This window comes from Dactylosporangium sp. NPDC000555, assembly GCF_040300025.1.
Lineage (GTDB): Bacteria > Actinomycetota > Actinomycetes > Mycobacteriales > Micromonosporaceae > Dactylosporangium.
The window spans coordinates 1-18,094 of the sequence record NZ_JBEPDB010000001.1; the positions used below are offsets into that span (position 1 = coordinate 1).

Genomic DNA, 18,094 nt, shown 5'->3' on the forward strand with positions numbered 1-18,094 from the left:
ACCTGCACCGGCACCGGCCAGGCCAGCCCGGCCAGCGGCCGGAGCAGCAGCGCAGCGAACGGCGGATAGGTGAACCCGAGTGACCCCTGGGTCGGATCCGGCACGCTGAACTCATGAAGGGGACGGCCGTCGCGCCACCACTGCACCGCCAGGTGGTAGATCCGCAGGTCGGCGAAATGGTGCCGGTTGCCATACCAGTTGTGTCCGATGCCGGCGACCAGCCACGCCATCGCCGCCACTGCAAGCCGCCAGGCAATTGCAGTGAGCCGGCGCAGCACCTGTGCGGTTTCTTCTTCAGCCCGCGCTGCATTCGTTATTGATCGAAATCGATGTATGTTGACCGGCCTTCCTGCGGCGAGTCGTTGACGCAGTCTCGTGATGTACGACGAAAGCGCGTTACGCACGCGCGTCGGCGGCTCTTTCTCCCAGGCGTGTTCGATCAATTCGTCCGGGTTGACGGCAATGTTCGGAGTCATGAGCAGGGCGCCGAGCATGGTCCGCTGCCGTCAATGGCCAAGCAGGTCGGCGCGCTCCACCCGGTCGCCGACCGGGTCGTTACTGCCCATTGAGGGCGGCGTCAAACTCGCGTACTCGTCGTCCGTCCGGCTCGATCCGGGTCCGTCGTCGACGAGCAGGAACAGGTATTCGTCCTCCCAGATCCTGACCTGGCTGAGGTGGATCCGGACGGCCGGCCATCGGAACGGGGTATACGAGGGTGAGGTGGGCCGCTACCGCGTCGGCCAGGGATCCAGCGTGCTTCTGCGACACCGGAACATGGCGAGGCCGACCGCCTTGGGTGCAGCCCCTGGACGGGAGAGGGGCCGCGACGGGATCTGGAACAGTGTCGGTGTGACGGAGCGCCAGGGACTCGGCCTGACCGGCATCCAGCGGCCAGAGGATGTCACGCCGCCGCTCAGGCAGAACTTGATCGACTGCTGGGTAGCAGTGACCAACGCCGGCGGGGCCGCTGGTTTCCCTTTCCCGCCTGTGACGGCCGCGGAGGTCGCGACGGCCGTCGACCGTATCCTCGGTGAACTCCAGCCCCAGTACAGTCGGCTATTGGCTGCTTCCTGCGACGGCACGCTCGCCGGGTGGGTGTTGCTTCGGCGGGACCCGAGCCCCTTGGTCTGCCATTGGGGAAGCGTTCACCATCTCCAGACCCATCCTGAATACCGCGGCCGGGGGATCGGTGTGGCCTTGATGCGAGAGCTGCACCGCATCGCCCGTGACGAACTTGGACTGGAGCAACTCCACCTGGCCGCGCGCGGTGGTATGGCCCTGGAGGACTTCTACCGTCGGCTCGGGTGGCGCGAGATCGGCCGTTGGCCGAACAAGCTGCGCTTGGCACTCGGCGACACCAGAGACGAAGTGCTCATGGTGCTCGCCCCGCTATGACGGTAGGTAGGCCACGCCCCGCAGGTGTGCCAACGGCATCGGCGGGGCGGGCACCTTGCCGACGTATTCCATGGACCCAGTGAAGAGTCACGTCAGTCGGGGCGGCCGTTTGGCCATTGATGTCTGGTGCTCATGGCATGGAAGACCTTCTTCGGTTCCCAGCGGGTCTCGTCGAGCATGCGCACGACGCCGTAGGAGGCGATGTCACGGTCGCGGGGCTTGTCGTAGTTGGCGAAGGAGAACCACAGCGCGGTATCCACGCCTTCTTCCTCGAAGATGTCGAGTAGTTCGTTGAGGTAGCGGACCTGCTCGTCCTCGTCCGGGATCGCTCCTTGAGGTGGTTGCCAGGCCATGCCGCCGAGGTCGCCCGCGCCAAGGTAGGCGCACGTGCCGTACTCGGTGATAGCGACAGGCTTGCCGTGGGAGAGGGCCTCGCGCAGGTGGGTTCGGAAGGTATCGGCGTTCTGTGCGCTTCGGTAGGCGTCGATGCCAACCAGGTCGAACGGGTCCCATTCGACGGGTTCCCAGGGTCCGGAGGCGTAAGTGATCCTCCCGCCGAAGTGGGCGCGGACCGTCGTCGCGGCTCGGGCGAGGAAGGCGTTGAGGCGTTCGGGGACCGGACCGAGGGAGGTCCACCACTGGATGTCGGCGGTGGCCATGGCGTGGAGGCGGTCGAGGTAGGTGTCGCCGGGAATGAAGCCGTGGGCGAAGGCACTGAGCTCGCAGCCAGTGACGAGCAGTACCTGAGCGCCGTCCTGTCGCAGGGCCTCGGCGCGCTGCGCGCAGTCGGCGAAGAACCGCAGGATTTCCCCCGGGGGAAGGTCGGCCGGGAATGGGGAGAACCACACTTCGAGGCCGGCATCGGCTGCGTGCTGGGCTGCGATGCTCAGCCGCTCGGCGTCGCGGCCGGAGACGCGCACGGCGTCGCAGTGCAGGTCACCGGCGATCGTGGTCATCTCGTGCCGGACTTGCTCGGGGTCGAAGATCTTTCGGGTGAGCAGATGGTCGGGGAAGGTTCCGGTGTCGTAGTTGATGCCTCGTGCGCGCACGTCAGTGCCCTTTCCGCATGATTGAGTCCGTGTTCCAGCAGGTCGAAGGACAACTCGACGTCTTGGGCCAGAACGCGGCCGGCCTCCTGGGCGGAGGCGCCGTCCAGGAGGCGCTTGAAGTGCGTCTCCTGGAGCGTGAGTAGGGACGCGGCGATCTGGGCCGCCATGAGCGCGGCTGCCGTGGGGCCGTACTCATCGGTCAGGATCTGTGCCAATGCCTGGCGCTGCTGATACAGCAGACTGCTTGCCGCGTTCTGCAGTGCCGGGCTGTCCTGGATCACGCGTACGCGAGTGAGCAGCTTGTCAAGGTCCGCCTCCGGCATCTGTCCGGCGGCGAACGCGCGATAGTGCGCTCGTAGCGCTTCCAGAAAGGTCTGGCCAGCCGGCCGCCGGGCGACGATCCCGGCCAGGTCGTCGCCTCCCACGCCCTGAAGGGCGAGTGATTCCTTGGTCGGGAAGTAGTCGAAGAGCGTCGCCTTGGCCACCTCGGCGGCCTCGGCGATCTCGTTGACGGTCACCGCGTCGAAACCGCGCTCGGCGAACATCCGCGACGCCACTGCGGCGATCCGTTGCCTGGTCTGTTCCTTCTTGCGCTCGCGAAGCCCTGCCACACGGTTCACGATAACCATACTCGGTTTAAAAATGAACTTGGTCTGCCATTCGAGGAGATGTCACCAGGCCTGCTGGTCGACGGTGGGCCACCCGGAGCGGGCTGGGCTGAGTGTCTGGCAGCCCTACGAGTACCTCGACTGGCCGCGATCGAACGTGCCCACCGCGAACCGGAGATCCGCCCGCCGGTCCCTGTCGATAGGATGCGCGGGGACAGCGGCCGTAGCTACCCGGACGATAGTCAGTGATCGTGACCTGGAGGAACGGGTGGCGCCGACGCAGCGGATCACCGCAAAGAACGCCCGTTTCCAGCAGTGGCAGGCGCTACTGACGAACCGTAACAAGCGCCAGCGTTCACGTGAGTTTCTCGTGCAGGGCGTACGGCCGATCAATATCGCCATCGAGCAGGGCTGGCCGATCCAAACCCTGATCTTCGACGGAAGACACCAACTCTCGGGCTGGGCCCTGGAACTGATCCGGACGACTCACGTCGAGCAGGTGGCCATGGCCCCTGAGCTTCTTGCCGAGCTGGGTGAGAAGAACGAGGACGCGCCCGAGGTCATCGCGGTGATGGAGATTCCGGATGACGACCTCGGCCGGATCAAGGTATCCGGGGACTTCCTCGGTGTCCTATTCGACCGGCCGACGAGTCCGGGCAATATCGGCGCCATCATCCGCTCTGCGGACGCATTTGGGGCCGACGGTGTCATCGTGACCGGTCATGCCGCCGACGTCTACGACAGCAAGTCGGTGCGGGCGAGCACCGGATCCCTGTTCGCGGTGCCGACCGTCCGGGTCCCCTCAGCGCGAGAGGTGATGGTCTGGCTCGAGGAACACCGGGCGGCCGGAACGCCGGTGCGGGTCGTCGGCACTGATGAGCGCGGCGATGTCGACGTTTTCGACTTCGACTTGACCGGTCCCACGCTTCTGCTGGTCGGCAACGAGACCAAGGGGTTGAGTTCCGCCTGGCGCGAGCTGGCTGACCACATGGTCAGCATCCCCATGGCCGGCACCGCCAGCTCGCTCAACGCCGCCAACGCCGCGACGGCCGTGCTTTACGAGGCTGCCCGTCAGCGCATCGTCCGGGACCGGCGTCCTCGTTCACGACCCTGACGACTGCGACTGCCCGGTCGGGGGCGGTGCTTCGAGGGATGTCAGTACCGCGTCGATGAGGCCGGGGAAGCGCTCGTCGAGGTCGGCGCGGCGTAGGTCGATCCAGCGTTCTCGTCCTCGGACGGTCGTTTCGGTCAGACCTGCTTCGCGGAGCACGCGGTAGTGGTGGGACATCGTGGTCTTGTGGACCTCGACGTCGTTGTTGATCGCGGTGCAGTTCTGGCTGCCCAGGTCGGCCAGCCTGGCCACGAGCGCTACCCGTGTGGGATCGGCCAGGGCGGCGAGTACGTCGACCAGGCGCAGGTCAGCCGTCGCCGGCTGCAATGGCTGCTTCATCCGAGCGCCTCCCTTCCTCACCGCAGTGTACTGCTAGTTGGATAGTTGGGCGACAATCAAACTTATGATAGTTTGACGCCGGTCCAACTGTCAGCGCCGGTGCGCGTCCGGCTCGGAAGGGGGCGGTCATGAACCGTCAACGTGTTGCGTCGGCGCATTCGGGTCGAGCGCTGCTGGTGTGGGCGTTGCTGGTGGTGGCGGCGAACCTTCGAGCGCCGCTGACCGGGGTGGGGCCGGTGCTGGATCAGATGCAGGCCGACTTGGACCTGTCGCCGGCGGCGGCGGGACTGGTCACCACACTTCCGTTGCTGGCGTTCGCGGCGCTGTCTCCGATGGTGCCGCGACTGACGGCACGACGGACCCCTGAACGGGTGCTCGCCGGCGCCCTGGTGGTGCTGGCGGCCGGGATCGCGTTGCGGTGGGTGCCGACGGCGCTCGGTCTGTTCGCGGGCACCATGCTGATCGGGGCGGGCGTCGCGGTCGGCAATGTGCTGCTGCCGAGCCTGATCAAGCGCGACTTTCCCGCCCGTGTCGGATTGCTCACCGCCGCCTACGCGACGGTGATGGGCGGGGTAGCCGCCGTCGCCTCGGGCATCGCCGTTCCCCTCAGCCGGGCCGCCCCCGGCGGGTGGCACGCCGCAATCGGCTGCTGGCTGCTGCTCGCCGTCGTGGGCATCGTGCTGTGGCTGCCACAGATGCGGGCCACCCGGCCGGTCTCGGACGTGACGCGCAGCATCCGACTGCCCTGGATGTCGGGGCTCGCCTGGGCGGTCACCGCCTTCATGGGACTGCAGTCATTGGGCTTCTACGTCGTCATCACGTGGCTGCCGCAGATTCTGCAGGACACCGGCGGCATCGCCTCGGCCACCGCGGGGTGGCTGCTGTTCCTCTTCCAGGCGGTGGCCGTGCTGACCAGCCTCGCCGTCCCGGCCGCCATGCGGCGCACGGCGGACCAGCGTGCCCTCGCCGCCGTAAGCTCGGCGGTCCTCCTCGCCGGCTATTTCGGACTCCTCGCCGCGCCGGGATGGGCACTGTTATGGGCGGTCGTCCTCGGTCTGGGCGGCGGGGCCTGTCTGGTGCTGGCCCTGGCGTTCCTCGGCCTGCGCGCCCAGGACGCCCCCGGTGCGGGTGCGCTGTCGGCCATGGCCCAGTCGATCGGCTACCTGGTGGCGGCGGCCGGGCCGGTGCTGTTCGGACTGCTGCACACCGTCAGCTCCAGTTGGCGGGCGCCTCTTCTGGTGATGTGTGTCGCCGCAGCCGGCCAGGTCATCGTCGCCATCATGGCCGGTCGGGGCACTGTCGCAGACAAAGCCTTGGACGTAGCAGCCCAGCGCCGCGCCACCTGAGCCTCGGCCCGGCGATCGCGGCCAAGTTCAGCGAGGCATTGAACAGACCCGGACAACGAGCTCATACCACTGGCTACCCATCAGCGGAAGCTGTACCGTGACCGCTCGGCGCGCGCCGTCCGCGGTGACCACGGACAGGTCTACCGGCAACGGCCTCACTCCGGCACCATCGGAGCAGGGGACTGTCGCCGTCACCGCAAACCAGCCCGTCGCAGCAGGCGCTATCCGCCGCTGTCCCTTGACCATGACAGCCGCCGCATCGGCCGCGCCCGACACCTCCACCGGCATCGGACCGCCGTTCACGGCTGTAACGGCCCCCTCGATCGTTATGCGCCCTGGTTCGCCACCTACTGATTCGATCCCAGCAGCGGCAAGGACCAACGAAACCTCCGAAGCCTCGCGACTTCGCTGTTGCACGGCCATCCATTGATACGTGGCCAACGCGCCCGCCACGACACCGACCAGAACCAATGCCACGACGGCAGGTACAGGAACCCGTACTGACATCAATCGTCGCAAGCGACGCCACGGCACAGCAGTCGACTCCGCCGGGCCGTCGTCGATCATGCCGAGATCAATGGAAACGTCAACCGGAGCTCCACGCACAGCATCGCGCACCGACACACCGTATCCGCCTCACCTCGGGCACCCGCGTCCGTTCTCCGCCGTACTGACGAGCCCCAGCGGTGGGTCCGTAACCGGCTCGCCGAGGACTGCGTCGATCGCTAGCCTCGTCCGGTGACCGCCGATCTGCCGACGTTCGAGTTCGCCTTTCCCGGCCCGCTACGCGACAAGCTGGTCACTGCCGTACTCGATGGCATCAAGACCACCACCACCGGGTTGCTCCAGGACTACGAAATTGACGGCGAGCCCCTGCCTGTCGTGGGCGCCCGGGCGACTGTGGTCGATTCCGCCGGCCGCGGGGTCGCGGTTATCGAAGTGACTGAGGTGCGGGTGTGCCGACTTGGCGACGTCGATTTCGACCACGCCCGCGACGAAGGTGAAGGCGATGACTCGGTCGCGGCCTGGAGAGCCGGGCACGAGGACTTCTGGCACGGAACGGACTACCGAGGCTGGCTGGGCGACCCGGAGTTCGTCGTGAACGACGACACGCCGGTCGTGCTGAAGCGGTTCCGTCTCGTTGCGGTGCTCTGACCCGCCAAAAAAAGTGCTCTGACCCGCCCAAGAAGGTGAGCAGCCCGGCCGCTCGCAAACGCGGCCGGGAGCTTGCTCACCGGACCTCAGGCGGAGAGCAGGCCGCCGTCGATGACCACGGACTGTCCCGTGATGTATGCGGCGGCCGGACTGAGCAGGTGCACGATGAGGGCGGCCACCTCCTCCGGATCGCCCTGCCGGCCCAGCGGCACCCGCGCGACAATGCCGTCCACGGCGGCATCCGCGTCGGCCTGGGCCTTCCAGTACGGATCGTTGAATGGGGTGTCGATCCACCCCGGACACACACTGTTGACGCGCACTCCGCTGCCCGCGAGCTCGACCGCCAACGATCGGGTCAGGCTGATGAGCGCACCCTTGGACGCGGCATACGCGAACGTGCCGGGGCTGCCGCGGTGAGCCGCGGTCGAGCCTGTGAACACGATGCTCCCGCGGGTGTCCGCCAGCGCCCCCATGGCCGCCTGCGCAAGCAGGTATGGGGCTCGCACGTTCACCGCCATTGTCGCCTCCCACGCCTCGACCTGGAAGGACTCCAAGGGAGCAACGACGTGCAGACCGGCCGTCACGACGACGTGGTCGAGCCGCCCGAATGCCTGCAGGGCTGCGGCCACGGCGGCCTTCGGCGCGTCCCGGTCGGCCAGGTCGTGATGCCCCACGACGATCCGCCCCGGAGCCTCCTGCGCCGCCACCTCATTCGCGGCCGAGTCATTGAGGTCGGCCAGGTAAACGTCGGTCCCGGCGGCGCGCAGAGCCTGCACTGTCGCACGGCCGATCCCGGTGGCGCCGCCCGCGACCAGCGCGCAGGTCACGCGCCCGTCACCGCGTACGCCCGGTAGTTGGCCGATCCCGGCCCGGCCGCACGGTTCTTCACGATGGCAGCCGCGCGATACACCGCCGAGCTCGGCGTGGCATCACGGACGACGGCCGGAACGTCACCGCCCTCGCTGCTGCTGTCGGCCAGGGCGTTGAGGATCCGTGCCAGAAACTGGGGCAGGTCGTTCGGCAGTTGCGATGTGATGAGATTGCCATCGACAACGACGGCTTCGTTGCGCCAGTCGCCACCGGCATGAATCACATCGTCCTTGATGACAGGGACCGACGTGACGGCACGTCCCTTCACGATGTCCGCGCTCGCCAGCAGCCACCCCGCGTGGCAGATTGCCGCGACCGGGGCGCCACGGTCATTGAGAGTGCGAACGAGCTCGACAAAGCGCGGTTCCCTGCGCAGGTACTCGGGTGAAAAGCCTCCCGGCACGATCACCGCGTCGAAGTCGTCTGCCGACACATCCGCGATGCCGACTTCGGCCACCGCCGGGTAGCCCAGCTTGCTGCCGTACACCTCCCCCGCGCGGGAGCCTACGATCGTGACCTTCACACCGGCCTCACGCAGCCGCAGGACCGGGTACCACAGCTCCAGCTCCTGGTACAGGTTCTCGGCAAGGACAGCGACTCGAGCCTTCTGCAGTTCCATCCAGTCCTCCGTCAGACCGCAATCGAGAAGATGCGTCGGGGGTTGTGAATCATGATCTTGTCGAGCTGTTCGTCGGTGACACCCTTGGATTTCAAGCGCGGAACCCAGCTGGTGAACATGTAGTTGAGGTCGACCTTCTCATTCTCCAGCTGCGGGTCGGTTTCGGTGACCGTCGCGCGGGGGTTGAAGAACCACCGATCGAACGTCAGGACGATACGATCCACGTAGCCTTCCTCGATGAGCTCCACGAGGGCATTGGCCATCGCCTCGTCCAGCTCTTCCGCGCTACTGATGCGCCAGGGAATGCCGATGTGGTCGAGCTGGACGTTCGCGCCCATCTTGAGCACCTCGCGGATCATGCCCAGGTGAGGTGGCACGAAGGCGTGGCCGATGATCACCTTTGACAGGTCCATGCCGACCTCGTCGAGGATTTCGAGCTGCTCGCGTCCGGGGTTGGTGACCTGGAAGTCCATCGGGTCGATGTGCGTGTTGATGGCGCAGCCGGTTTCCATGGCCGCCTTGCCGGCGGCCCGGATCAGGCGGTCCTCCACTTCGTGGACGTAGCGACCGTACGCGCCCAACGGGCTCGGCTTAGGGAAGACGCTTTCCTGACCGGTGGCGATCTTGATGGCGCCGGCCTTGTACGGCGTCTGCTGCCACGCGAACACCATGCCCTCGGTGAGGTCCCGCACGAAGAACTCGGTGAGCTCCTCGATGGTCTGCCGGCGCCAGTAGTAGGGCACGCCCATGCGTTCCGGGAAGAACCCGGTGATCGCCACGACGTTGATGCCGGTGCGCTTGGCGACGTCCACCATGAACTGCGGGTGACGGCCGACCTCCGCCGGGGTCATGTCGACGAGGGTTTTGTACCCGTGGGGGAGCATGCCATTGGTGATCTGGTCGCTGACCCGTTCCACGGCGGCGGGCTGGTCGAATACGGTCCGGTGGTCCAGCTCGGCCCCCGGATACCCGTACAGCAGGTGCTCGTGGGTGAGGATGCGACCGGTCTGCTCGGCCGGAACGTCACCCAGCACGGTTCGGAAGATGTCCATGACGAACTCTCCTTTGGCGTCGACGAACGGTGGCTCAGCCGGCCAGCTCGGCGCGCAGCCGGGTGACCAGGGAAGGAAGGGAGTCAGCGTCCACCGCGACACGGTCGGGATCGACGTCGAGGACGAGCTCTCGAACCAGGTGGGCACCAGTGCCGCTCGCGAAAACGGGCACCCCCTCGGCGTGCAACCGTTTGAGAAGAGACACCTGCTCGTCGCTGACCGCCGGGCGACCAACAACGGTCCCCGGCACTACCAGTGCATCCACCGACTCGGACACGACCTCGTCCGCTGCAGTGTCCCCGAGAATCGGGTATCCCAAGTGGCTCTCACACGGGCCCTCCCCTGGACCGACGACCTTGACCTCCGCCCCCTCCTCCCTGGCGCGCAGGACCGGGTACCAGAACTCAAGCTCCTGGTAGCCGTCGAAGGCGAGGACGACGATCGAACGATTGGACAAAGTCATGAGGAGTGACCTGGCCTCTCAGGGAACTGGTCTAATACATGAACCAGTTGCAGTGTGTCACACGATTGATTGGTTGGGAAGGTCCGCCATGAGCCGCTGACGCCGCAGGAATCGATCGCCGCGGGGGACCCTATGAGCGCGTTGCCGCGGTCGCCGACGGACCCCATCGAGGGCGGGATCTCGCTGTCGGTCCCGGGATTCGGTGGGTCAGGAGCCGCCCGGCGCCGCGGTGAACTTGTCGAGTGCGAACGACGCGGCCCCAAGAAGTGCGGCGTCCTCGTCCTCGATTACATGGTGCAGCTCCGTCCGGGCCCAGCGCGGCCGGGTGAGGTCCCACTGCGTCAGCACCGCTCGGCCGAGCCATGTGTTCGGGGACAGCGGCGTGCCGGCCAGGACGATGCGGTGCGGATCCAGCGTCGCGACGATCGTGCGCATGCCGGCGCACAATGCGACCGCGGACCGGCTGAGTATCTCGGCCGCCCGGCTGTCGCCGTCCTGGGCGGCGTCTTGAAGGTCTCCGGCGTGCAGGACGCGTCCAGTCCGAGCGCGCGCGGCGAGCAGTGGACTCAACCCTGCCTCCGCGAGTGCGTTCGCGGCTTCGGCCAAGGTCCGTCCAGAGACCAGCCGCTCCAGGCAGCCGGTGCTGCCGCACGGACAGATCGGGCCGTCGACATCGATCACCACGTGGCCGAAGTCACCGGCTCCTCCGAGTCCGGGGTCCAGCGAACCGTCCTTGATTACCGCTCCGCCGACGCCGGTACCCATGGTCAGGACGGCGGTCGTACCGTGCGGCCAGCGCGCTGCCACGCCCAGCGCCGTGGCCTGGACGTCATTGAGCAGGTAGGTGGGCAGTGGCAGGTGGGGACGCAGTGCGGCCGCGATGTCGGTCCCGTCGGTGAAACCGAGGTTGTGGGCGGTGCCGACGATGCCTTCCTGGATCACACCCGCGAGTCCTACACCCACCGCCGTAGGAGGCTGGGCGAGGTGTGCGGTGGTGCGTAGGACCATGTCCGCGACGGTGGCGTACTGCTCTGCCAGGCTCTGCGGCTTGGCGCGCCGATCCTTGCGCACGATCCTGCCGCCCGACACGGCGGCCACTCTGATCCAGGTCCCACCCCAGTCGACGGCGGCCACGAGGGGGTCGTGACCGCCGTCGACCGCGAGGTCAGACAACGCAGCCTGGCCGATATTCGCCGGCCACCGAGAAGATGCCCGAGGCGGGCTCCTGGCTCATGTTGTAGAACGAGTGCTGCGTGCCGGCCGGGATTCGCACACCGTCCCAGGGGTTCAGCTCGACCCACTTCTTCGTGCCGGTGAACTCGACGTGCAGGTTGCCTGACTCCACGAAGACCACCTTGTCCGCGCCGTGGCTGTATTCGCCACTGCGCTGGCCGCCCAGGAACGACATCTTCCCAGCGGTGAGGTGTTCCGTGCTGGCCAGGATTCCCACGAGGATCTCGCGGCCCCGAACGCTGCCCTCCATGCGCCAGAGGATGTCGGCCTCCCGGATCATCCAGGTGGTCCGCTCGCGAGGGGTGTCGCGGGCCATCGGCCAGTTTCCGAGCAGCTCGTCCTGGCCCTGCTTCGGCGGACCCTCAAGCGGAGGTTGGGCCCGAGCGTAGGCTCCGCCAGTTCCGGACTTGGGGGCAGGCTGGAAAAACTCGAGCATCCGCAGCTGCTCGTTGCTGTGGTTCCACTGGTAGTGCCATGTGTCCTTGCGGAAGAAGATGGCCTCACCGGGGTTGACGACGAAGACCTCGCCGGTGACCGGGTTGCTCTGGACCATGCGCCCCTCGAGCACGTAGAAGAGCTCGTCCGCTCCGAACACGGTGGGGTTGGCCGGCGAGGAGATCGCGGAACCGTTCGGCTGCATGCCGACGATGTTGAGGTTCATCGTTGCGTCGTCGGCGTAGAACCAGTCGCACAGCCGTCCGGTGGTCTCGTCACCCCAGGTGCGCCGCTCGAGGTCTTGGTATCGGAGGACTACCGGCTCGCGGGTGGTCTCGTCTGTCATGTCGCCTTCTCGGGTCGGACGCTCTCGCGTCGAATCCAGCCAAGCACGTGAAGCTAACTGGTTCAAATACTGGACCAGTCTGATGGATTGGGTCGGCCGTGTCAATCACTGCGGCCTGCGCGACAAGCGACTTCCCGGGAGCGGGCGGCCTGGCGTTAGGATGCATCCCTGCCGGCGGGGCGCCGCAGTGCACAGGAACGAACCAAGGAGGGGCATCCCGTGGTGAAGGCACTCGACCTCAAGGTCTCCCCGGCCCGGGTAGAGGGCCGCAACAACGCGGTCGAGGCCTATCGCGTCCTCCAGGAAGCGCTGACCGTGGGGCAGTTCCCGGCCGGCACGCGGTTGCCCGGTGAGCGCACCTTGGCCGCCGAACTCGGGGTCAGTCGTGCGACGCTGCGACAGGTGCTCAGCGCTCTGGCCGATGCCGGACGGATCATGCCATCACCACAGCGCGGCTGGTTCGTTGCCGAAAACCGGCTCGTGCACGAGCCCAACCGGCTGCGCGGGCTCAGCGAGGTCGCGCGTGAGCGTGGCATGGAAGCGTCGTCCCGGGTCATGCGGGCCACGGTTCGCCAGCCAACACTGGCCGAAGCGGAGGTCCTGGGAATCGACACGTCCCAGCCCGTGGTCGACCTGCGCCGGGTCAGGCTCCTGGACGGGTCGCCGCTCAGCGTCGACGACTCGTGCCTCGATGCCTCGCGGGTCCCCGGCATCGAGGACATCGACTTCACCGGCCAGTCGCTCTACGACGTGCTGCGCGATCGGTACGACATTGCCGCCAGCCGCTGCGACTACGAGCTCGCGGCGGAGGCGGTCAAGGCGAGGGAGGCCAAGCTCCTCGGACTCGGGCCCGGCGATCCGGTGCTGGTCGGTTATCAGAAGACCTTCGACCAGCACGACCAGTGCTTCGACGTGGGCCGCCAGCTGTATCGCGGGGACGCCTACCGGTTCCAAGCGTCACTGTTCCGGTTCTAAAGCCAAGGCGGCGCCGTCGACCGTCAGCCCTTCATCGCACCCGATGCCATTCCCTGCATCAGCCTCTTTTGCACGAAGAGGAAGAAGATCACCACGGGGATGGTGAAGATCGCGCTCGCTGCCATCACTCCTCCCCAGTCCGTGTAGTAGCTGGAGAAGTACTGCTGCAGAGCGACCGGGAGCGTTTCGATCTCGGGTCGCTGCATGTACGTCGCCGAGAACATGAGTTCGTTCCACGATGTGATGAATGCGTAGACGGAACTCGCGGCCAACCCCGGCCAGGCCAGCGGAAACACGATCGACCATACGGCTCGCAGCCGGCTCGCCCCGTCGACCAGGGCGGCCTCTTCGAGTTCGAACGGGATGTCGACGACAAACGATCGCAGCATGAAAGTGCACAGGCCCACGGTCAGGGCCAGGTGACTCAACGTCAGTCCTTGATATGTGTTGAGCAGGCCGGCGTTGCGGAACAGCGTGAACAACGGGATGACGAGGATGGTCTGCGGGAGCAACTGCGTGACGAGGATGACGACCATGAGGATATGCCGGGTCCGCAGCCGGTAGCGGGCCAAGGCATAGCCCGCCAACAGGGCAATGGCGCCGGTCAAAACCGTGGTCGCCAAGGCAACGATGAGGGAGTTCCGGAACTGGGTGGGGATGTTGCCGTCGAGCAGGTGTGTGTAACGCTCCACAGTCGGTGACGTGACGATGAAACGAGGGGTGCGGGTGAACAGCTCGCTGTCGGGCTTGATCGACGTGACCAGCATCCAGAAGAACGGGAAAAGGCTGCTCAGCAGGATCACGGCGACCAGCAGGCACAGCGCACCACGGCGCAACAGTGACGTCATCGAACGTCCTCCCGGTTCAGCCGGACGTACAGCACGCTCACCGCGGCCAGCATGAGGAACAGGACCACGGCCATGGCCGCGGCGGAGCCCTGGTTGAGCTGTGCGAAGGCCTCGAGCCAGGTCAGCAGCGAAAGCACCTCAGTCGAGTGGTTCGGGCCGCCGGGTGGCGTGGTCATCACAAGGAAATGGTCGAAGGACTGATACGCCCAGATGGTCGAGATCGTGGTCATCACGATGAGCAGGGGACGGATCATGGGCAGCCGGATGTGTCGCAGGATCTGCCAGCCGCTGGCGCCGTCGACCCGTGCCGCCTCCACCACTTCGCCGTGGGTGCCTCGTAGCCCGGCGAACAAAGAAACCGCCACGAATGGAACCGAGTGCCAGACGACAGCGACCGTGATGGCCACCATGGCTGGTGTACCCGTGCGGAACCAGGAGTAGCCGTTGAAGGAGTTGAGTCCGAACCAGTTGACCAGGAGCCAGTTGACCACGCCGTACTGGTCGTCGAACATCCACTTCCAAACGATGCCCGACGCGACCCGCGGCATGGCCCATGGGAGCAGAACGATGACGCTCAGCACCTTGGCCGCGCGGGGTGCGGCATCGAGGACCAGGGCGATTGCCAGGCTCAACAGGATTGTGGTGACGACCACCGCGACCGCGAACACTGTCGTGCGCAGGAGGGCGGCGGTGTAGTACGGGTTGGCAAAGATGTCGCGGTAGTTCTGCAGCCCGACGAACGGTCCGTTCTGCAGGTACTCACCTTCGTGGAACGACAGCCAGATCGTACGCACCACCGGATACCCGACAACACCGACGACCACGGCGAGCAGCGGCGTCAGAAAGGCCCACGGCAGGAATCTCTTCTCAAAGCTCTGCTGCCCGCGCAGTGCCCCCGGGGTGGCCGAGGACACTGCGCGACGGATAGCGGTTTTCACGATCTCAACCAATGGCCTGGTTCATCTGGTCCGAAAGTTCCTTCATGGCGGCATCCGCACTCTTCGCACCGCTCATGATCGACTGCATGGCGTTCACGATGGCGTTGGCTCCCTCCACCTTCCCCCAACTGGCCACCGGGGGAATGGAGCGGGTGTGGTCAGCCTGCTCGGCGTACGCCTTGAGCAGCGGGGTGGAGAAGGATCCGGTGGACTTCTCCTGTGCCAGCGCGTCGTTCGTCGCCGGGAGCAGACCCAGGTTCGCGGTGACCGGAACGAGGTTTTCCTTGTTCATCATGAACTTCACGAAGTCGTTCGCAACCGGCTTGTTCTTGCACTCGCGGAACACGGCGAGGTTGCTGCCGCCTGCGAACGTGTCGTTGTTCCCACCCGGGCCCTTGGGGAGGATGGCCGTGGCCAGTTTGCTCTCCAGGGCAGGATTCTGCTTGAGGATGGTCCGCAGATCCCACGACCCGCCGACCATCATCGCCGTCTCGCCCAAGGCGAACGACTTGTCGACGTCGGCTGCGGTCCAGGCGGAGGCGCCCTTGGGAGACAGGTGATCCTTGGTCAGCAGATCGGCGTAGAACTGGAACGCCTGGACGGCCTGCGGTGACCCGGCCTCGGAAACCCACTTGTCACCGTTCTGCTTGGCGATCGCCCCGCCCCAGTTCCAGATCAGCGGCAGGTAGTACCAGTGGGCGCCACCGATGATTCCGAACCCGTTGACACCTTTGTGCTTCTCCTGAATGGCCAGCGCGTCCGCACGCAGCTCCTCCCAGGTGGCGGGTGCCGTGGACTTGCCGATCGACTCGAGCAGGTCCTTGCGGTAGATCAGGGCGCGGACACCGGTGTCGTAGGGCACCGCGTAGGACTTGCCCTTGAAGATGGTCGAGTCGATCATGCCGGGCACGTAGGTGCCCTGGAGGGTCTTGGGGTCGTCCGCGTACACGTTGAGGGCGTTCAGTGCCGCGAATTCGGGGGTCCAGGTGTTGCCGATGAGTGCGACACAGGGAACGCTGCCGCCGGCGATCGAGGTCAGGTACGTCTGGTGCGCGTCCTTTCCGAGGAACCGGAGGTTCACCTTGGTTCCTGGGCGTGCTGCGGCGTAGTCGTCCGCCAGCTTCTGCATGATTGGCTGCTGGGTGTCCCCAATGGGGTCGCCCATCCAGAAGTCGATCGTTCCCTTGATCTCGCCCGAGTCGGTGGTTCCGCTCGAGTCGTCCGCCTTACCGCAGGCCGCGAGGGCGAGGGCTCCTATCAGCCCAATGGCGACGGCGGCGCGGCCGCGCCGAAAGTTCCTTGCACGCATCCCTGCTCTCCTTTGCTGGGGACCGAACACCTGCTAAGCGCGGGGTACGCGGTGCCTCCGGACAACTTGTCAACCTGCCCGGCTGTCTGACAGCCCTATAGGTTGCCACCAGGGTGCACCGTGGTGAGGTGGATCGCAAGAGCCTTCGCTTGTTCGTTACGATTTTCCTTGCTTCCGAGTTCGCGGTTCGTAGGCACACGGGAGCGATCGGGTTGGGATTGCTGCTGGTCAGGGGGTCGTCGGCGGGTCGCGGAGCGGCTCTGAGGGGCCGAAAGTGTAGTAACACGACGTAGTGCCTTGTCCTTGTGCCGGCAGGTCAAGGGTGGTTGAGTCGTAGTCATGTTCCTGCGGTTCACGTCGCGGACCAACGCCGACGGCACGGTGGTGCGCTACGTAGCCCTGGCGCACAACCGGCGGGTGGACGGGCGGATCAAGCCGGACGTGTTGATGAACCTGGGCCGGGTGGACCAGGTCGACATGGCCGGACTGCGGCGGCTGGCCGCGTCGATCAACAAGCACTTCGGCGGCAGCGACGGGCCGGCCGACGCCGCGGAGGCGGATGCGGTCGCCGACGCCGCGCCGCTGGAGGCCATCGACGCCCGAACCATCGGGGCCACCTGGTTGCTCGATGGGTTGTGGCACCGACTCAACGTGGGCACGGCAATACGAGCGGCCACCGACGCGCGGCGGTTCACCACCAACATGGAACGGGTGCTGTTCGCGCTGGTCGCCAATCGGGCGATCGCGCCGATGAGCAAGCTGTCCGCCGCCGAATGGGTGCGTGAGGACACCGTCATCCCAGGACTGTCCACGATGGACGAAGAGCACGCCTACCGGGCGATGGACCTCCTCGTCGACGCCGACACCACGGGCCAGGTGCAGGAGTCGGTGTTCTCAGCCGTGGCCAACGTGCTCAACCTCGAGGTCGACGTGCTGTTCTTCGACACCACCGACTTCGAACGCGACGAAGACGGGGGCGACCTGCCGCAGATCGTCATCGGCCTGGCCGTGACCAGAGAAGGCATCCCGGTGCGCTGCTGGTGCTGGCAGGGCAACGCCGGTGACCGGTCCGTGCTGGCCGAGGTCCGCGACGACCTGCGGGACTGGAAGCTGGGCCGGGTCATCACCGTGGTCGACCGCGGCTTCTCCAGCGCGGACAACCTGGCCGACCTGCCCCGCACCGGCGGACACTGCATCGGCGGAATGCGCATGCGCGACGGCAACCCCCTCGTCGCGGCCGTGCTGTCCCGCCAGGGCCGCTACCAGCACGTCCGCGACAATCTGCGCGTCAAGGAGGTCCGCCTCGACGGTCAGGATGCCCGGTTCGTCATCTGCCACAACCTCGACCAGGCGCAGCGCGACCAGCAGCACCGCGACGAGGCGATCGCCCGCATCCAGGCCGAACTGACCCGTATCGCCGAGCAGCGCGCCCGCGACGCTGGCCGTCCCCGCGGCGACAGGACCCGGGCCCGCAACGAAGCCGCCCACGTGCGTGCCGAGTGCGCGCTACGTGACCACCCGACCCTCGGCCGCTGGCTGGTCCAGCAGCCCAACGGACGCCTGAAGGTCAACATGGCGAAGGTCAGGGCCGAGGCCAGACTGGACGGCAAATACCTCATCGCCACATCCGACCCGGACATCAGCGCCGAAGACGTCGCCCTGGGGTACAAGAACCTCCTGGAAGCCGAACGCGGCTTTCGTGACCTCAAGACACAGCTGCTGCTCCGCCCGGTCTTCCACCGTCTGGAACACCGCATTCGCGCGCACGTGCTGATCTGCTGGCTGGCCCTGCTGCTGACCCGCGTCGCCGAGCGCTTCAGCGACCAAACCTGGCGAAACATCAACCAGCAACTCGGGCGAATAGCCCAGGTAACCCTCGCCGGCCCGGCCGGCACGGTTACTCAGACCACCCCGCTCACCCCCGAGCAGAAGGCCATCTACCAGGCGCTTTCCATCGAACCGCCAGCCCGGGTCACCGCCTTCGACCCCGCCTGATCAGGATC

At 66.5% G+C, this 18,094-nt stretch carries 20 protein-coding genes; 6 read left to right on the forward strand and 14 right to left on the reverse strand.

The window, feature by feature from the left end; translation table 11 throughout:
- A partial coding sequence (locus ABT297_RS00005; RefSeq protein ID WP_350542807.1) for a winged helix-turn-helix domain-containing protein occupies positions 1-494 on the reverse strand: 494 nt, incomplete at its 3' end.
- A gap of 355 nt (positions 495-849) precedes the next feature.
- Here ABT297_RS00005 and ABT297_RS00010 point away from each other — a divergent pair.
- Complete coding sequence (locus ABT297_RS00010) at positions 850-1,395, forward strand: GNAT family N-acetyltransferase (protein ID WP_350542809.1); 546 nt, start codon at positions 850-852, stop codon at positions 1,393-1,395.
- A gap of 92 nt (positions 1,396-1,487) precedes the next feature.
- Here the strand turns inward: ABT297_RS00010 and ABT297_RS00015 are convergent, their stop codons facing one another.
- Together ABT297_RS00015 and ABT297_RS00020 are read right to left on the reverse strand one after the other, a co-directional pair.
- Complete coding sequence (locus ABT297_RS00015; RefSeq protein WP_350542811.1) at positions 1,488-2,351, reverse strand: glycoside hydrolase family 113 protein; 864 nt, start codon at positions 2,349-2,351, stop codon at positions 1,488-1,490.
- Positions 2,348-3,064 carry a TetR family transcriptional regulator gene (locus tag ABT297_RS00020; RefSeq protein WP_350542813.1) on the reverse strand — a complete coding sequence of 239 codons (717 nt, stop codon included), beginning with the start codon at positions 3,062-3,064 and terminating at the stop codon, positions 2,348-2,350. Before ABT297_RS00020 ends, ABT297_RS00015 begins: the two co-directional genes overlap by 4 nt.
- A gap of 256 nt (positions 3,065-3,320) precedes the next feature.
- Here ABT297_RS00020 and ABT297_RS00025 point away from each other — a divergent pair, with 256 nt between their 5' ends.
- Complete coding sequence (locus ABT297_RS00025) at positions 3,321-4,166, forward strand: TrmH family RNA methyltransferase (protein ID WP_350542815.1); 846 nt, start codon at positions 3,321-3,323, stop codon at positions 4,164-4,166.
- Here the strand turns inward: ABT297_RS00025 and ABT297_RS00030 are convergent.
- Complete coding sequence (locus ABT297_RS00030; protein ID WP_350542817.1) at positions 4,155-4,502, reverse strand: ArsR/SmtB family transcription factor; 348 nt, start codon at positions 4,500-4,502, stop codon at positions 4,155-4,157. The genes ABT297_RS00025 and ABT297_RS00030 overlap by 12 nt on opposite strands.
- Before the next feature lie 128 nt (positions 4,503-4,630).
- Between ABT297_RS00030 and ABT297_RS00035 the strand changes: the two genes are divergently transcribed.
- Positions 4,631-5,848, forward strand: coding sequence for a CynX/NimT family MFS transporter (locus tag ABT297_RS00035; RefSeq protein ID WP_350542819.1), 1,218 nt, complete (start codon positions 4,631-4,633; stop codon positions 5,846-5,848).
- Positions 5,849-5,875: 27 nt separating this feature from the next.
- On the opposite strand, the gene ABT297_RS00040 is transcribed toward ABT297_RS00035, so the two are convergent.
- A complete protein-coding gene (locus tag ABT297_RS00040) occupies positions 5,876-6,466 on the reverse strand; it encodes a hypothetical protein (protein WP_350542821.1) in 591 nt (196 codons plus the stop codon).
- A gap of 120 nt (positions 6,467-6,586) precedes the next feature.
- Here ABT297_RS00040 and ABT297_RS00045 point away from each other — a divergent pair, with 120 nt between their 5' ends.
- Complete coding sequence (locus ABT297_RS00045) at positions 6,587-7,003, forward strand: ASCH domain-containing protein (protein ID WP_350542823.1); 417 nt, start codon at positions 6,587-6,589, stop codon at positions 7,001-7,003.
- Positions 7,004-7,089: 86 nt separating this feature from the next.
- On the opposite strand, the gene ABT297_RS00050 is transcribed toward ABT297_RS00045, so the two are convergent.
- The 6 genes from ABT297_RS00050 to ABT297_RS00075 all read right to left on the reverse strand — a co-directional run bounded on the left by ABT297_RS00050 (position 7,090) and on the right by ABT297_RS00075 (position 12,021).
- Positions 7,090-7,830: an SDR family NAD(P)-dependent oxidoreductase gene (locus ABT297_RS00050; RefSeq protein ID WP_350542825.1), complete on the reverse strand. Its 741-nt coding sequence runs from the start codon at positions 7,828-7,830 to the stop codon at positions 7,090-7,092.
- The gene (locus ABT297_RS00055) at positions 7,827-8,492 is read right to left on the reverse strand and encodes a type 1 glutamine amidotransferase domain-containing protein (protein WP_350542827.1); all 666 of its coding nucleotides are present in this window, start codon (positions 8,490-8,492) and stop codon (positions 7,827-7,829) included. The genes ABT297_RS00050 and ABT297_RS00055 overlap by 4 nt, the downstream gene beginning before the upstream one ends.
- Before the next feature lie 11 nt (positions 8,493-8,503).
- Positions 8,504-9,544, reverse strand: a complete 1,041-nt coding sequence (locus ABT297_RS00060; protein WP_350542829.1) for a phosphotriesterase family protein — start codon at positions 9,542-9,544, stop codon at positions 8,504-8,506.
- Between the two features lie 34 nt (positions 9,545-9,578).
- Positions 9,579-10,001: a DJ-1/PfpI family protein gene (locus tag ABT297_RS00065; RefSeq protein ID WP_350542831.1), complete on the reverse strand. Its 423-nt coding sequence runs from the start codon at positions 9,999-10,001 to the stop codon at positions 9,579-9,581.
- A gap of 213 nt (positions 10,002-10,214) precedes the next feature.
- Entirely contained in the window at positions 10,215-11,180 is a 966-nt protein-coding gene (locus tag ABT297_RS00070) for an ROK family protein (RefSeq protein WP_350542833.1), read from the reverse strand.
- Positions 11,173-12,021 carry a cupin domain-containing protein gene (locus tag ABT297_RS00075; RefSeq protein WP_350542835.1) on the reverse strand — a complete coding sequence of 283 codons (849 nt, stop codon included), beginning with the start codon at positions 12,019-12,021 and terminating at the stop codon, positions 11,173-11,175. The genes ABT297_RS00070 and ABT297_RS00075 overlap by 8 nt, the downstream gene beginning before the upstream one ends.
- A 219-nt stretch (positions 12,022-12,240) precedes the next feature.
- Between ABT297_RS00075 and ABT297_RS00080 the strand changes: the two genes are divergently transcribed.
- On the forward strand, positions 12,241-12,996 hold the full coding sequence (locus ABT297_RS00080; RefSeq protein ID WP_350542837.1) for a GntR family transcriptional regulator: 756 nt from the start codon (positions 12,241-12,243) through the stop codon (positions 12,994-12,996).
- Positions 12,997-13,019: 23 nt separating this feature from the next.
- Here ABT297_RS00080 and ABT297_RS00085 read toward each other — a convergent pair whose 3' ends face one another.
- Genes ABT297_RS00085 through ABT297_RS00095 form a run of 3 tightly spaced genes read right to left on the reverse strand, consistent with a single transcriptional unit; the run spans position 13,020 to position 16,091 of the window.
- The gene (locus ABT297_RS00085) at positions 13,020-13,844 is read right to left on the reverse strand and encodes a carbohydrate ABC transporter permease (protein WP_350542838.1); all 825 of its coding nucleotides are present in this window, start codon (positions 13,842-13,844) and stop codon (positions 13,020-13,022) included.
- Positions 13,841-14,758 carry a carbohydrate ABC transporter permease gene (locus ABT297_RS00090; RefSeq protein WP_350542839.1) on the reverse strand — a complete coding sequence of 306 codons (918 nt, stop codon included), beginning with the start codon at positions 14,756-14,758 and terminating at the stop codon, positions 13,841-13,843. The genes ABT297_RS00085 and ABT297_RS00090 overlap by 4 nt, the downstream gene beginning before the upstream one ends.
- A 28-nt stretch (positions 14,759-14,786) precedes the next feature.
- The gene (locus ABT297_RS00095) at positions 14,787-16,091 is read right to left on the reverse strand and encodes an extracellular solute-binding protein (RefSeq protein ID WP_350542840.1); all 1,305 of its coding nucleotides are present in this window, start codon (positions 16,089-16,091) and stop codon (positions 14,787-14,789) included.
- 339 nt (positions 16,092-16,430) lie between these two features.
- On the opposite strand from ABT297_RS00095, the gene ABT297_RS00100 reads away from it, so the two are divergent.
- Positions 16,431-18,086, forward strand: a complete 1,656-nt coding sequence (locus tag ABT297_RS00100; protein ID WP_350542842.1) for an IS1634 family transposase — start codon at positions 16,431-16,433, stop codon at positions 18,084-18,086.
- Positions 18,087-18,094: the final 8 nt, after the last annotated feature.

What these genes read in the sequence shown, in the direction of transcription:
- ABT297_RS00015 (WP_350542811.1), bottom strand. Translation starts at nt 2,351, where the DNA reads ATGACCACGATCGCCGGTGACCTGCACTGCGACGCCGTGCGCGTCTCC.
- ABT297_RS00030 (WP_350542817.1), bottom strand. Translation starts at nt 4,502, where the DNA reads ATGAAGCAGCCATTGCAGCCGGCGACGGCTGACCTGCGCCTGGTCGAC.
- ABT297_RS00035 (WP_350542819.1), top strand. Translation starts at nt 4,631, where the DNA reads ATGAACCGTCAACGTGTTGCGTCGGCGCATTCGGGTCGAGCGCTGCTG.
- ABT297_RS00055 (WP_350542827.1), bottom strand. Translation starts at nt 8,492, where the DNA reads ATGGAACTGCAGAAGGCTCGAGTCGCTGTCCTTGCCGAGAACCTGTAC.
- ABT297_RS00060 (WP_350542829.1), bottom strand. Translation starts at nt 9,544, where the DNA reads ATGGACATCTTCCGAACCGTGCTGGGTGACGTTCCGGCCGAGCAGACC.
- ABT297_RS00075 (WP_350542835.1), bottom strand. Translation starts at nt 12,021, where the DNA reads ATGACAGACGAGACCACCCGCGAGCCGGTAGTCCTCCGATACCAAGAC.
- ABT297_RS00085 (WP_350542838.1), bottom strand. Translation starts at nt 13,844, where the DNA reads ATGACGTCACTGTTGCGCCGTGGTGCGCTGTGCCTGCTGGTCGCCGTG.
- ABT297_RS00095 (WP_350542840.1), bottom strand. Translation starts at nt 16,091, where the DNA reads ATGCGTGCAAGGAACTTTCGGCGCGGCCGCGCCGCCGTCGCCATTGGG.
- ABT297_RS00100 (WP_350542842.1), top strand. Translation starts at nt 16,431, where the DNA reads ATGTTCCTGCGGTTCACGTCGCGGACCAACGCCGACGGCACGGTGGTG.